Here is a 14,826-nt window from a genome sequence, read left to right as displayed (position 1 = left end):
GGAGAAAAGGGAAAATATCGTGACGACACCGCACGACAGCAGCCCGGCCAGAGTCGATGACACCGCTCGCCCAAAGCACCGGCGCCGGAGCAACTGACCGCGACACGACATCACCGCCACGCCGGACAGACGCCGCACCACCGGCCGACGGCGACATGACCACAGGAGGGGAAACGCGATGACATCTCACATCACCCGGCTGGCGCTCTGCGCGTCGGTCCTCGCACTCGCGGCCGGAACCGCCGCCGCGCAGACCACGCCGCCGCCCGCCGATCCCGGCCCCGGCACCACCCCGTCGGCGCCCGCGCCCGCCAGCGTCGAGGCCGGCAGCCAGACCGCCACCGCCCAGCCCGGCGACACCCAGACCGAAGACATCATCGTCACCGGCTTCCGCGCCAGCCTCGCCTCGGCGATCAACGCCAAGCGCGAGGCGATCGGCGCGATCGACGTCATCAAGGCCGAGGACATCGCCAAATTCCCCGACAACAACCTCGCCGAATCGATCCAGCGCGTCCCCGGCGTGTCGATCGGGCGCGATGCCGGCGAGGGCCGCAGCATCACCGTGCGCGGTCTCGGCGCGCAGTTCACGCGCATCCGCATCAACGGCATGGAGGCGCTCAGCACCACCACCTCGACCGACAGCTCGGGCGGCGCCAACCGCGGGCGCGGCTTCGATTTCAACGTCTTCGCCTCGGAGCTGTTCAGCGCGATCACCGTGCGCAAGACGCAATCGGCGGAGATCGACGAAGGCTCGCTCGGCGCCACCGTCGATCTGCAGACCGCGCACCCGCTCGATTACAAGAAGACCACGGTCGCCGCCTCGGTGCAGGGCAATTACAACGATCTGCGCAAGGCGGTGGACCCACGCCTCGCGGGGCTGTTCACCACCAAATTCTTCGACGACACGGTCGGCGTGCTCGTTTCGGCGGCCTATTCGCGCAGCCGGAAATATGAGGACGGCGCGGGCTCGGTCGGGTTCGATACCACCAACACCAACGGCGGCTATTGCGCGCCGGTCGGCTACGCACCCGCCAACCCGCCGCTCTCCGCCGCCAACGGCACCACCGCGACCGCCTGTTCGACCGGCGTGCCCCGCCCCGCCAACACGCCCGAGAATGTCGCCGCCTACAACACCGTCAACGCCGGGGGCGGCACGGCGGTCCACGCGCCCCGCCTCCCGCGATACGGCCGGCTCACGCACGATCAGAAGCGGCTCGGGCTGACCGGCTCGATCCAGTGGCAGCCGAGCAGCCACACCCTGCTCACCTTCGACGCGCTCTATTCGAACTATCACGCCACGCGCGAGGAGAACTTCATCGAAGCCTTCTCGTTCAGCCGCGCGCTTTCGAACAACGGCAAGCCGCAGACGGCGGTGCGTCAGGCGGAAGTCAATGGCGCGGGCGATCTCGTCTATGGCGTGTTCGACAATGTCGATATCCGCTCGGAGACGCGCTACACCGATTTTACCACCAAGTTCCAGCAATATACGCTCAACGGCCGGCAGGATCTGGCGAGCTGGTGGACGGTGACCGGCGGCATCGGATATTCCAAATCCGATCTCGAAGTCCCGATCGACACGACGTTGACGATCGATCGGCCCAACAGCCAGAACTATAGCTGGGATTATCGGCAGGACAGCCGTCACCCGATCCTCGATTACGGCTTCGATGTCACCAATCCCGCCAATTTCGGCTTCATCAACAACACGTCCGAAATCCGGCTGAGCACCAGCAGCTCGATCAACACCTTCAAGAACGCGAACATCCAGAGCAACATGAAGCTGCTCGATGGCCTCAATCTCAAGATCGGCGGCTCGTACAAGCGCTTCGAGTTCAAATCCTCCGCCACCGGCCGCGCGGTCAACTCGCTGCTCGTGCCCGCGCTGCCCGCCGGCACCACCGTCGCCGATCTCACCCGCGTGCTGACCGGCTTCGGCGAAGGCTTCAAAGTCCCCGCGCCGACGCCGACCTCCTGGGTTACGCCGGATCTCGACAAGTTCGTGAAGGTGTTCGACATCTTCTCGAACACCGGCACCTTCGCGCAGAACGGCGTCGAAAACACCAGCGCGCGCGGCAACATCCGCGGCGTCACCGAGGATGACAAGGCCGGCTACGGGCAGGTCGAATTCGACGGGGAACGCCTGTTCGGCTTCCCGCTGCGCGGCGACATCGGCGTGCGCTACGTCCAGACGTCGCAGGCTTCGAACGGCTATCAGCTCGTCGGCACCGCGCCCGTCCTCGTCACCGCCAAACGCACCTATGACAATTGGCTGCCCTCGCTCAACCTCGCCTATTCGCCGATCAACACGCTGATCTTCCGCCTCGGCGCCTCGCAGGTGATCGCCCGGCCCGATCTCGGCAATCTCACCCCCGGCGGCTCGATCACCGTCACCGGCGCGCGCAGCGTGACGGTCGGCAATCCCAATCTCGATCCGATCAAGGCCAAGACGCTCGATCTTGCCGCCGAATGGTATCCGACGCGCGATTCACTGCTCTCGGTCGCCTATTTCTACAAGAAGATCAGCACCTACATTCAGACGCTTCAGGAAGATCTGCCGTTCAACCAGCTCGGGCTCGATCCGGTGCTGCTCGCCAATTCGACCACCGCGCCGACCGACATCTTCACGTCGCGCCGCCCGTTCAACACGCCCGGCGGGCCGCTCAAAGGGTTCGAGATCAACGGCCAGACCGCCCTGCCGCTCAATTTCCTGCCCGAATGGCTCAACCACTTCGGCGTGCTGGCGAACTACACGCACGTCACGTCGAAGATCAATTACGTGCTGACCAGCGCGAACGGCGTGCCGATCCTCACCACCACCGCCGCATTGGTCGGCCTGTCGAAGAACGCCGCCAACGCCACCGCCTATTTCGACGACGGCAAATTCTCGATCCGCGGCTCGCTCGCCTATCGCGGTGGCTTCCTCGTCAGCGTGCCCGGCGGCAATACCGGCAACGACGTCAACGGCCAGAGCAAGATCACCACGATCGACGCCAACCTGTCCTATCAGGTCAACGATTACCTCAAGATCACGATGCAGGGGCTCAATCTCACCGACGCGGCGGTCGATCAATATCAGGGGTCGGATCGCAACAGCCCGTTCATCAACACCCACACCGGCCGCCAGATCTATTTCGGCGTGGGTGTTAAGTTCTAAATGAACGCCCCCCACCCGTTCGCACTGAGCGAAGTCGAAGTGCGTACCAAGCGCGGCGCGCCCTGGATCGTGCTTCGACTGCGCTCAGCACGAGCGGGTTTGGTGCGCGCGCGGCGCAAAGCGGCGGTAAAGAAGAGTTCGAATCGTCAGATCGATTCCGGCGCCGGTGTGAAGTTCTAGAATGAACACCTCCCACCCGTTCGCACTGAGCGCAGTCGAAGTGCGTGCCAAGCGCGGCGCGCTCTGGACCGTGCTTCGACTGCGCTCGGCACGAACGGGTTCAGTGTCCACGCGCCCCCGAGCGGCGCGATGGAGACGTTCGACTCTCATGGGTAATCGAAACCGATCGAAAGACGCGGTGAACCGCGCCCCGACATCCCCCGACATCATCTCCCCCCTGGAGGGCCCCCCCCCCCCACCCCCTCCCTCTTTCCATCAAACCGCAGGCGAGACATTCCGGCATGAAAGCACCCCGCTTCCGCGTTTTCCTGGCAGCCACGACCTGTCTCGCCGCGCCCGCTTTCGCGCAGGCGCCCGCGCGCGACGACGCGGGGCTGCTGTTCGCGCTATCGGGGGAGACGGGCGCGACCGCCGAGCGCGCCGTCGGTCTCGCCACCCCGATCTTCGCCGATGGCGTCAAGACCGTCGCCGACGGCCGCGTCGGGCAAGCGCTATCACTGGCGGACCAGCTCGCCCTCGCCTGGTCCGCCCCCGGCAACATCATCGCGCAGCGCGGCACCCTGTCGTTCTTCTTCCGCCCGCGCACCCCGCTCGGCACCACCCCCTTCCCGCTGTTCCGCATCGGCGACAGCGACGGCACGAGCTGGGACATGGCCTGGGGCCGGATCGACTGGAACGGCCACGGCTTCGACGCCTTCGTCACCGATACCGGCCTCGCCCGCACCCGCGTTTCGTTCAAGATCGATTCCGTGCCGTCGCCGACCACGTGGATTCACGTCGCCTTCGCGTGGGACGAGACGACCGGCGTGAAGCTGTGGATCGACGGCAAACCGGTCGCGCAGGCCAATCGCAAGGCGGTCTATGATGGCGGTCTGTTCGGCTTCGGTCCGTTCCAGCGCATCGTTTCGCCGTATCAGGTGCAGAGCCAGTATAATTACATCCGTTCCGGCGACATGGACGAGATTCGCATCTACGATCACCGGCTAGACGATGCGCAGGTCGCCGCGCTCGCCGCCGCGCAGGCGCCGGCGGTGCCCGCCGCCCCGCCCCGCTCGCTCGCCGATGCCACGACCCGCGACGAATGGTGGCTGCGCTACGGCTGGACCCGCACCGCGCCCGACTATCTCGCCAGCCCGGAAACGCGAATCCGCAAGGTCGAATTCGTCGACACGCGCGACCAGAAGGAGCGGATGTTCCGTGGCGCCGACGGCATCCGCGAGACGACATGGCCGGGTGTCTATAACCGCTCGCGCCTGCCGGGTCGGCACGACTATTTCGAACTGCCCGACTGGAACGTCTATTCGACCGGCGGCAAGACCTACACGCTCACCCTGCCCGACGAGCCGTGGAACCGGATCGAGATCAACGGCCCGGCCTATGGCACGCTCAGCGACTTGGGCGGCACGCTGCTCACGCGCCCAGCCGGGCTGGAGCGGACCTCGACCGCGCTCGCCAGGGAACGTCGCGGTGGCACGCTGCGCTTCGAAAACATCGCGCAGGAAACCCCGATTGAGGAGATCGGCGCCTATGACGTCACCGCCGGCAGCGTCCCCGACGATCCCGTGGTGATGAGCTACACGCTCAATGCCAAGGCCGATCCCGCCAGCTACCCCGCGCTCGATACACTGCGCCGGACGATCGCCGGACGCTACACCGCCGACGAACGCGCGACCATCGTCGCGCTCCCCGCCGGCGCGCCGCGCAAGCCCGCCGCCGCACCGGCGCCGCGCGGCTTGCCACTTGTCCACATCCTCATCCCCGGTGATTTCCGCGACAGCCGGCCCGGCGGCGCGATCTCGCGCTTCGCTTATGGCACCGAGAATATGGATGTCGGCCTCGACGGCCTCGCGATCGACCTGCCCGCGCTCGACGTGCAGCCGACTCACGGCGGGCTGCTGCCGCTCAACATCCGCGTCAAAGACCCGACCTGGCCCGACCGCGATCTGCTCGACATCAACGTCTCGGTGAAGCCGCACGAGGCGCGCACGCTCTGGCTCGACACGCGCGACCGCATCCTGCCGCCCGGCGCGAGCCTCTACGTCACGATCGCCGCCGCCGGTGGCGGCTTCGATGCCGCCAAGCTCGACGGCACGCGTGTCCGCCTGCTCTACAAGCCCACCGTTGCCGCCAAGCCCGAGCATGTCGCCGATCGCTTCGAGCAGGCGCGCGACAACCTCGCCTTTCTGGTCGAGGAACAGCCCAACACGCGCGCCTATCCGGTCTGGGATCGCTTCGAGCGCGACATATCGGACGTGCTGCGCGTCGATCCCGACAATGCGGTCGCGCGCGCCTATTGGGTCGAGAAGAACCCCAATCAGCCCTACGCGCCCTTCACCCAGGCGACGCCGCCCGCCGGCGTGCCGCTCTGGGCGTTCCGCCAGAGCGAGGATCTCAAGCTCTACCGCCGCTTCGTCGATTGGTGGATCGACAACCGCCAGATCGCCGACGGCGAGTTCGGCGGCGGCCTTTCCGACGACACCGATCTCGTCAACCAATGGGTGCCGCTCGCGCTGATGGGCGTCGAACCCGCCCGCCTCGCCGCCTCGCAGCGCCGCGTGCTCGACGCGACTTATGCCAACGGCATGTGGTCGGACGGGTTGAGCCGCATCCGCGCCGACGAACTGCACAGCTACGAAGAGGGGATCAATTCGGTCGCGCAGTCGCTCCAGCTCAGCCCCGGCGATCCCACCGCGATCGAACGCGCGATGGCGGTGGCGCGCAACTATCCGCGCCTGATCGCGGCCAACCCCGCCGGGCATCATCATATCGTGTCGAGCTATTACAGCGGCACCGATATCGTGCGCGAAGGCGTGTGGGGCTGGCAGCGTCCCTACAGCCTGCTCATCACCCACCCCGGCCTGCTGCTCGCCGATTACAACGGTGCGCCCGCGGTGAAGGCGGCGCTGCTGCCGCTGCTCGACGATTGGCTCGCCCACGGCAAGCAGGCGCCCGACGGAAGCTGGACCTATCCGTCCGAGATCGAATGGGCCACCGACGCGACCCGCGGCACCGGCGTGGTCAGCGCCGCCAACGTCTTCTGGGCCGCCTGGACCTGGACCCACGACGATCGCTACCTTCGCCCGATCACGGCGGACCTGACCCATCACAACCTCGCCGCCCTCTCCCGCCTCAACCCCGATCTCCTGACCCGCCTCCCCGGCGGACCGGCCCTCGTCCAACAGATCGCCGCGGGCACCGTCACCGCGGCCGGCGTGGACAACGATCGCAATCTTGGCGGCAGCACCGACGCCGACTTCGCCCGCTTCGTCCGCTGGCAAAGCACCGGCGACAAGACGATCCTCGCCGATCTGTTCGGCGCCGAAATCGAGTCGGACAGCCAGCGCATGCACCTGCTGACCGAGGGGCATTTCTGGTCGGATCGCGTCAGCGTGCCGATCGAGCTGCTTCAGCGCACCCGCCTCGGCGGCGTCGCCCACCGCCGCAACGCCTATGCGCCCGGCAATCTCGTCCGCTGGCAATTCGGCCTCGCCGCAACCGCCGAAGACGTCGCGCTCCTGATCCCGGCCGGCGACCCGCGCCACTTCAAGGTCATCGCCTATAATCTGACCGATCGCCCGATCACCGCGACCATGATCGGCGACGGTGTAGCCGCGGGCCGTTGGTCTATGACGGGCGGAATCGACGCCAATGACGACGACCACGCCGATGTGCCATCCGCGGCGACGCCGATCGGTCTGGAACAGGGCGCTTCCGTCGCGCTCGCGCTGCCGCCTCGGCAAACCAGCGTGTTCGAATTCACACTGGCGGCGGCGGGTGAGGAACCGCGCACCCGCACCGACATCGGCCTGTCCGCGGACGATCTCGCGGTGAGAGGCGCGGGCCTGATCGCGACCATCCATAGCCTTGGGGCGAAACCCACGCCGGCCGGCACCGCGACATTGACCGACCAAGCGGGCCGGGCGATCGCGACGGCACGGTTCCCGGCCTTGGACGCGCCTTCCGATCTGCTTCCGAAAACGACGAGTGTCCGCTTCGCCCTCCCGCGCGGCGCCACGCCGGAAACACTTTCCGTCACGCTCACGCTCGATGGGACGCCCGCCGAAATCTCGACTACGAACAATCGCGCGCGGTTCGGCGCAACCATCGCCGGAGGAAGCCGCTAATCCGCTCCGATGTGATCGGCACGCCCGAGAGCATGGCGGGAGCAAGCGGAGGCCGTTATCGGCTATACGGCTGAATCAATTGGCCAAATCGAAGGTGGTACCAACCATCCTTTGCAGCTTTGCCCAAGCGAGTTGCTCACCGATGTGGAGACCTTGCAGGTACAGGCGATACGCGATCTTCACCATTTCCGGCGAGCTGCTTTCAGGGACGAAACACAAAAAGCGCCCCTCCGGATCATGAAGTTCCAGAACCCGATCCGGGTTATCGCCAAGCGGAGTCGAGACACGCGCTGGACAGTCGAGTGCGGCAAGATCACGGTTGAAGCTCTCGACAAAGAGCGCCTCGATCGATGTGGCATCGTTCATGACACCCCCCCGAACATGCGATCATCGGGCTCCCGAGCCGACGACAAAAACGCCGGGCGTGAAGATTTCGCGTCTCGATCCATAGCAAGGGCCGCCGCCCTTTTCTCCGCATGTTTCCCCAAGAGCTTGCCCGCCTATAATGCCGCTCCCGAATCGAAAGCTGCATGACCATATACAGCTCAGCGCGAGACGTCGCTGCGATAGGGTATATAGATGCGGTTTTTGGAGGCCGTGGGCTGCCAAGGCCATCTGCGAGCCACGAGGACGCGCCCGGGCCTCGCCAGCTTCAGGAACTCCGGTGACGCTCGGAGACCAGCAAGGTTGACGTAGCCGTCGCGCAAAGGCGTTCGGCCTCATCGACCAGACGGGCTTCGGTGAAGGCGACACGCCGTCCCAGCGAGATCAATCGGCCCATCGCGCGAACGCGGCCCGTCCGCGCGCTCAACGCGGATTGATAGCTGATCTTTATCTCGAGCGTGACACAGGTCATCGGCACCTCGGTCGCGCTGCTCGCCGCGAGGCCGCACGCCGAATCGAGCATCGTCGCCGCGAAGCCACCGTGTACGATCCCGAGCGGATTGTAATGCAGCGCGCCCGGCGTTGCCTCGAATACGACATGGCCTTTGTCGATTTCCACGAGGTCGATGCCGAGCAACTCCATCATCGGCGGGCGTCTTCCCTCGCTGATCATCGCACGAATTTCATCAAGGCCGGTCACAGGACGATCCCTTTGGCCGCCTGATACTCCGACACCAGCGCCGCACAGATTTCGGCGGCGGGCCGCACGGCACACGCGGTGCCTACGCCCTGCCCCGCCGACCAGATCGATTTCCAAGCACGCGCCTCTTCGGCAATCGACAGGGCACCATGCATGTCGGGCAGCGTCGCGGCGGCGAGGCTGGGCGCGAGGAAATTGGCGTTCACACCGGTGACCCTGTCCGTATAGACGACGTCGGCGGCGCGCGCGTCCAGCATCATCGCCTTCTGCGCGTCGCTCGCGAGGCTTTCCTCGGCGACGATGAAGTGCGAGCCGATATAGCCGAGATCAGCCCCCATCACGCGCGCTGCCGCGATGTGACGCCCCTGGGTGATCGCGCCAGCAAGGGCCAGCGGTCCGTCGAAGAACGTCCGTATCTCGGAGACGAGCGCGAACGGGCTAAGCGTACCAGCATGGCCACCCGCGCCGGCGCACACCGCGATCAGCCCGTCGACCCCGGCCGAGACCGCCTTCTCGGCGTGGCGCGTGCTGATGACATCGTGCAACACCAGCCCGCCATAGCTCTGCACAGCGCGCACCACCTCCGATACGGCGCCTAGCGAGGTGATGACCAGCGGCACCTTGTGCGCAACGATGCGCGCAAGATCGGCGTCGAGCCGAGTGTTGCTTTTGTGGACGATCAGATTGACACCGAAGGGTGCCGCACGGGGCACGGCGGTCAGCCGTGCCGCGATTTCTTCAAGCCATTGCTCGAAACCCTCCGTCGTGCGTTGGTTGAGCGCGGGGAACGTCCCGAGAAGCCCGGCCGTGCAGCAGGCAACGACTAGGTCCGGCCCCGACACGAGGAACATCGGCGCGACGATCGCCGGGATCGCTAGTCGCGACGAAAGGGCCGCCGGGAGCGTCAAAACGCGTCCTGATCGAGCGCCATCATCGACTTCTTGCCCGCCTTGATCTGGAGGAACAACGATGCCGTCTGCGGCAGAATCCGCTCGTAGAAGAAGGTCGCGGTCTTGATCTTGGCATCGTAGAACGCCTTCTCCTCGGTGCCGAACAGCAGCTTCAACCCGGCGATTTTGGTGGCGCGCGCATAGCAATACGCCATCGCGACGAGGCCGAGTAGCCGCAGGTAATCGCTGGCCGCAGCACCGGCTTCCTCGGGATCGGCGAGACCACGCTGCGCGATCGTCGCGGTGGAAAGCTGGAGCGCGCCGAAGGCACGGGCGAGGCCGTCGATCATCGGCTTCATCGGCCCCTCGCCGCTATTTTCCTCGATAAAGGCGGAGACGGGGTGGAAGAAGCTGCGCAGGTAGCGCCCGGTGTGCGCGCCGATCTTGCGCCCGACCAGATCGAGCGCCTGGATGCCGTTGGTACCCTCATAGATCATCGCGATCCGGGCATCACGGGCATATTGCTCGACGCCGCTTTCGCGGATGTAGCCGTGACCGCCGTAGCATTGCACCGCGAGATGCGCGCTCTCGTGGCCGAGATCGGTGAACAGCGCCTTCACCACCGGCGTCATCAGCGCGGTGAAATCGGCGGCGCGCTGCCGGACCTCGGGATCGGACGAATGCTTCTCGGCATCGAGCGCCCGCGAGACCCACCCCGCGATCGCGCGGCACCCCTCATTATACGCACGCATCGTCATCAGCATGCGGCGCACGTCGGGATGCACGATGATCGGATCGGCGGGACCGTCAGCGTTCTTGACGCCCGACAAGGATCGACCCTGCAAGCGATCCTTAGCGTAGTACACCGCCGCCTGATAGGCGGCCTCGCCGACGCCGAGCCCCTGGATGCCGACCGAGACGCGCTCGGCGTTCATCATCGTGAACATCGCGGCCATGCCCTTGTTGGGCTCGCCGACCAACCAGCCGACTGAGTCGTCGAAGTTCATCTGGCAGGTGGCGGACGCCTTGAGCCCCATCTTGTGCTCGATCGCGCCGCACGCGACACCGTTGGACGGCCCGATGCTGCCATCATCCTTGGGCAGATATTTGGGCACGAGGAACAGGCTGATCCCCTTCACCCCCTTCGGCGCATCGGGCAGGCGCGCGAGCACGAGGTGGATGATATTCTCGGTCAGGTCGTGCTCGCCGGCCGAGATGAAGATCTTCGAGCCTGTGACGCGGTAGCTGCCGTCCTCCTGCGGCACCGCGCGGGTGCGCAGCAGGCCGAGATCGGTGCCGCAATGCGACTCAGTCAGGCACATCGTCCCCGACCATTCGCCGCTCACCAGTTTGGGGAGATAGGCCCGCTTGAGATCCTCGCTCGCATGGCCCTCGATCGCGACCGCCGCACCGTGGCTGAGGCCGGGATATAGGCCGAACGAGAGGTTGGCGGAGCAGCTCATCTCCTCGACGAGCTTGCTCACCGCTTCTGGCAGGCCCTGCCCGCCCCATTCGGGATCGGAGGCGAGTGACGTCCAGCCGCCTTCGGCGAACTGCTTGTAAGCTTCCTTGAACCCTTCCGGCGTGCGGACCACGCCATTTTCAAACTGGCAGCCTTCCTCGTCGCCCGAACGGTTGATCGGCGCGAGCACCTCGCGGGAGAAGCGCGCGGCTTCCTCCAATACCGCATCGGTGAGGTCGGGGGTGAACTCCTCGAGCGCCGGGATGCCGCCGAAGCCGTCATCCTGGTGCAACTCGTTGAGAACGAAGCGCATGTCGCGCAGCGGTGCGTCATAGACTTGCATGGGTTCAGTCTCTCAATTGCGCAGCGGTTTGCCGGTTTCGAGGATGGCTTCGATACGCGCCTGCGTGCGACCATCGCGCACCAGCTTGGCGAAGCCCTTGCGTTCGAGCGCGAGCAGGTCCGCCTCGGTGACGGTATCGACCAGATCGGCCTCGCCGCCGGTCAGCACATCGGCGAGGAAGCCCGACACCACGCCATCATAGTCGGTGGCGAGGCCGCGGGCCTGGAAGCCCTTCACCGCCATGTCGAGCGCGACGCGCCCGCTCGCACCGGGCAGGCGGAAGACGGGCGGCTCGGGCGGCTGATAGCCTTCGGCGAGCGCGAGCGCCTTGGCCTTGGCGTCGGCGAGCAGCCGGTCACGGTTCATGGTGATGCCGTCGCTTGGGCGCAGGAAACCGAGTTCCTTCGCTTCCGCCGCAGACTTGGAGACGGTCGCGGTCGAGACCGTCTCGAACACTTTGGCGACCACGGGCATCGGCCCCTTGGGCATCGCCGGGTTGCTGCGCCAACGGTCGAGCATTTCGCCGCACCCGCCCCAGCCGGGGATCAGCCCGACACCGCATTCGACGAGGCCGATATAGCTTTCCGCATGCGCCTGCACCGCATCGCTGTTGAGCAGGATTTCGCACCCGCCGCCGAGCGCCATGCCGAACGGCGCGCTCACCACCGGGAACGGCGCGTATTTGAGCGCCTTGTACGCCTCCTGCCCGCCTGCGACGAGTTTTTCGATCTCGCCCCATGCGGCGATGTTCAGCGCGAACAGGGCGAGACCAAGATTGGCGCCGGCCGAGAAGTTCTTGCCCTCGTTATAGACCACCAGCGCCTTGAACTTTCCGGTGACGATCGGGATCGCCTTGCCGATCAGCGCCATCACCTCGCCGTCGAGCGCGTTCATCTTGCCGGTGAATTCGAGCGCCGCGACGCCGTCGCCGATGTCCCACAGCGCCGCCGACGCGGTCTTGACGAGCGGCTTGGAGATCAGCTTGATGTCGGCGAGCAGCAGCACCCCCTCGGGTCGCACGACATCGTGATAGTCGCCGTCGAGGCCGAGATGCTGGCGCACGCCATTCTCGACCCGGTAGAAGCTGCGCTCACCCGCCAGCGTCAGGATCGCCGGCACGGGCTTGCCCTCGTCCGCCAGCCGTTTCGCCAGCGTCGCCGCACCGATCTTGTCGATCAGTTCAAACGGGCCGAAGTTCCAATTGTAGCCGAGCTTCATTGCGGTATCGATCGAGACGATGTCGTCGGCGGCCTCCGGCACCAGCCCGGCGGCATAGCTGAGCGTCTGGCCGAGGATCGCCCAAGCATAGGCGCCAGTCGTGCCCGGCACCGCGAGCAGCGCGCCGAGATCACCCTTCGCCGCCGCGCCGGGCAGCGATTGTGGCGTGATGACCGGGCGATATGCGCCGGTCGTGAGGTCGATCGCTTCCTTGCGTTTGCCCGCCTCGCGGTTGAGCCGGTAGAAACCGCCCTTCCCCTTGCGGCCGGTATAGCCGTCCGCGATCATCGTGCCGATCAGGGGCGGGATCTTCGAAATCGCCTGATAGGGGTCATCCTTGGGCAGCGTCTCGGTGAGGCTCTTCTGGAGATGCGGCATCAGATCGATGCCGACCAGATCGACCAATCCGAACACACCCGTCTTGGGCACACCCATCGGCTTGCCCGCGATCGCGTCGGCTTCTTCCACGGTCAGCCCGAGTTCGAAGGCGGCATTGAGCGCGGCCTGAATCCAGAACGTGCCGACGCGGTTGGCGATGAAGCCGGGCGTATCCTTAGCGACCACGATCGTCTTGCCGAGCGTGCGATCGGCAAAATCAGACACGCGCGCGACCAACTCCGCGTCGCTCGCCGGGCCGGACACGATTTCGAGCAGGCGCATGTAGCGCGGCGGATTGAAGAAGTGGGTGATGAGGAAGTCGCGGGCGAACGCCTCCGAGCGTCCTTCGGTGAGATGGCCGAGCGGGATCGTCGAGGTGTTCGATGATACTGCCGTTCCAGGCCGCCGCACCGCTTCGAGCTTGGTGTAAAGCTGCTGTTTGAGATCAAGCCGCTCGACGATCGCCTCGACGATCCAATCGCATTCCGCGACGCGGGCGAGATCGTCCTCGATATTGCCCACTTCGACCAGCTTCGCGGCGGCCTTCGACATGAACGGCGCGGGCTCGGTCTTGAGCATCTTGGCGACCGCGCCCGCCGCGACTGCGTTGCGGTCGGCGGGGTCGCGCACGATGTCGAGCAGCAGCACCGGAATGCCGGCATTGGCGACCTGCGCGGCGATGCCCGCGCCCATGGTGCCCGCGCCGATCACGCAAACTTTTTTGATGGCGTCGCTCATTCCACCGCCTCCAGCACGGTGGCGATGCCCTGTCCGCCGCCGATGCACTGCGTGGCGAGCGCATATTTGCCGCCCTCGCGCTGGAGCAAAGCTGCCGCCTTCCCGACGATGCGCGCACCGGTCGCGCCAAGCGGATGGCCGATCGCGATCGCGCCGCCATCGAGGTTCACCTTGGCCGTATCCAGACCAAGATCGCCGATGCAGGCGAGCGCCTGGCTGGCGAAGGCTTCGTTGAGTTCGACCACATCAATCTGGCCGGCATCAAGACCGGCGCGCTTGAGCGCCTTGTGCGACGCCTCGACCGGACCAATTCCCATGATCTCCGGCTGACACCCCGATACGGCGACCGACTTGATCCGCGCGAGGATCGTCAGGCCGTTGGCGCGCGCATACTCCTCGCTCGTCACCAGTACCGCGCTCGCACCGTCGGTCAGCGGCGACGACGTGCCCGCCGTCACCGTGCCCTCCTGGCTGAACGCCGGCTTCAGCCCAGCCAAAGCCTCGGCGGTGGTGCCGGGGCGCGGCGTGCCGTCCTTGGCGACAACGCCCGCCTTGGTGGGGATCGGTACGATTTCGGCGTCGAGCTTGCCCGACGCCATCGCCGCCGCCGCCTTGTCCTGACTCGCCACAGCGAACGCCTCCTGCTGGGCGCGGGTGATCTGATATTTGTTGGCGACGTTCTCGGCAGTGTCGCCCATGCCCATGTACGCAGCGCTCTTCTTCGCCAGTACCGGGTTAGGGAGCGGGTTGAAGCCCATCATCGGCACCCGGCTCATCGACTCGACGCCCGCGCAGATGAAAGCCTCACCTGCGCCCAGTTGAATCTGCCCCGCGGCGATGTGGATCGCGCTCATCGAAGAGCCGCAGAAGCGGTTCACCGTCATGCCGCCAACCGAGAGCGGCAAATCCGCCAGCAAACCTACCAGCCGCGCCATATTGAAACCCTGCTCGCCTTCCGGAAAGGCGCAGCCAAGCACGATGTCCTCGATATCCTCCGCCTTAACGCCTGTCCGCTCGATCAGCCCGCGAATCACCGTTGCCGCGAGATCATCGGGTCGAACGCGCGCCAAAGCGCCCTTGCCCGCGAGGTGAAAGGGCGAGCGGGCATATCCCGCAATAACCACGTCGCGCATCAAACATGCCTCTCCATCGTTGTAGGGACTCGGTGTTTCCGAGCGTCATTCCCTAATGGTGCGATAATTGACCTATACGTCAACTGATTTTTGCGGCAAAGAGTGATTCGCGTTGCAATCGT

General features: G+C 65.9%; 8 protein-coding genes. 2 read left to right on the top strand and 6 right to left on the bottom strand.

What is annotated here, in order from left to right; translation table 11 throughout:
* The first annotated feature begins 178 nt into the window (after positions 1-178).
* Together PX554_RS15795 and PX554_RS15790 are read left to right on the top strand one after the other, a co-directional pair.
* A complete protein-coding gene (locus PX554_RS15795) occupies positions 179-3,154 on the top strand; it encodes a TonB-dependent receptor (RefSeq protein WP_275503289.1) in 2,976 nt (991 codons plus the stop codon).
* Positions 3,155-3,615: 461 nt separating this feature from the next.
* Positions 3,616-7,458 (top strand): LamG-like jellyroll fold domain-containing protein, encoded by a 3,843-nt coding sequence (locus tag PX554_RS15790; protein WP_275503287.1) that lies wholly within the window; start codon positions 3,616-3,618, stop codon positions 7,456-7,458.
* 75 nt (positions 7,459-7,533) lie between these two features.
* On the opposite strand, the gene PX554_RS15785 is transcribed toward PX554_RS15790, so the two are convergent.
* The 6 genes from PX554_RS15785 to PX554_RS15760 all read right to left on the bottom strand — a co-directional run bounded on the left by PX554_RS15785 (position 7,534) and on the right by PX554_RS15760 (position 14,704).
* Positions 7,534-7,824, bottom strand: coding sequence for a hypothetical protein (locus PX554_RS15785; protein ID WP_093223811.1), 291 nt, complete (start codon positions 7,822-7,824; stop codon positions 7,534-7,536).
* Positions 7,825-8,110: 286 nt separating this feature from the next.
* Positions 8,111-8,542, bottom strand: a complete 432-nt coding sequence (locus PX554_RS15780) for a PaaI family thioesterase (RefSeq protein WP_093223812.1) — start codon at positions 8,540-8,542, stop codon at positions 8,111-8,113.
* Positions 8,539-9,450: an NAD(P)H-dependent flavin oxidoreductase gene (locus PX554_RS15775; RefSeq protein WP_093223814.1), complete on the bottom strand. Its 912-nt coding sequence runs from the start codon at positions 9,448-9,450 to the stop codon at positions 8,539-8,541. Before PX554_RS15775 ends, PX554_RS15780 begins: the two co-directional genes overlap by 4 nt.
* The gene (locus PX554_RS15770) at positions 9,447-11,237 is read right to left on the bottom strand and encodes an acyl-CoA dehydrogenase C-terminal domain-containing protein (RefSeq protein WP_093223815.1); all 1,791 of its coding nucleotides are present in this window, start codon (positions 11,235-11,237) and stop codon (positions 9,447-9,449) included. The genes PX554_RS15775 and PX554_RS15770 overlap by 4 nt, the downstream gene beginning before the upstream one ends.
* A 12-nt stretch (positions 11,238-11,249) precedes the next feature.
* Positions 11,250-13,571, bottom strand: a complete 2,322-nt coding sequence (locus tag PX554_RS15765; protein WP_275503283.1) for a 3-hydroxyacyl-CoA dehydrogenase/enoyl-CoA hydratase family protein — start codon at positions 13,569-13,571, stop codon at positions 11,250-11,252.
* Positions 13,568-14,704 (bottom strand): thiolase family protein, encoded by a 1,137-nt coding sequence (locus PX554_RS15760; RefSeq protein ID WP_275503281.1) that lies wholly within the window; start codon positions 14,702-14,704, stop codon positions 13,568-13,570. Before PX554_RS15760 ends, PX554_RS15765 begins: the two co-directional genes overlap by 4 nt.
* Positions 14,705-14,826 lie beyond the last annotated feature (122 nt).

It is taken from the genome of Sphingomonas pollutisoli, from assembly GCF_029167165.1.
Lineage (GTDB): Bacteria > Pseudomonadota > Alphaproteobacteria > Sphingomonadales > Sphingomonadaceae > Sphingomonas > Sphingomonas pollutisoli.
This window is presented reverse-complemented; position numbering and strand designations above follow the sequence as displayed.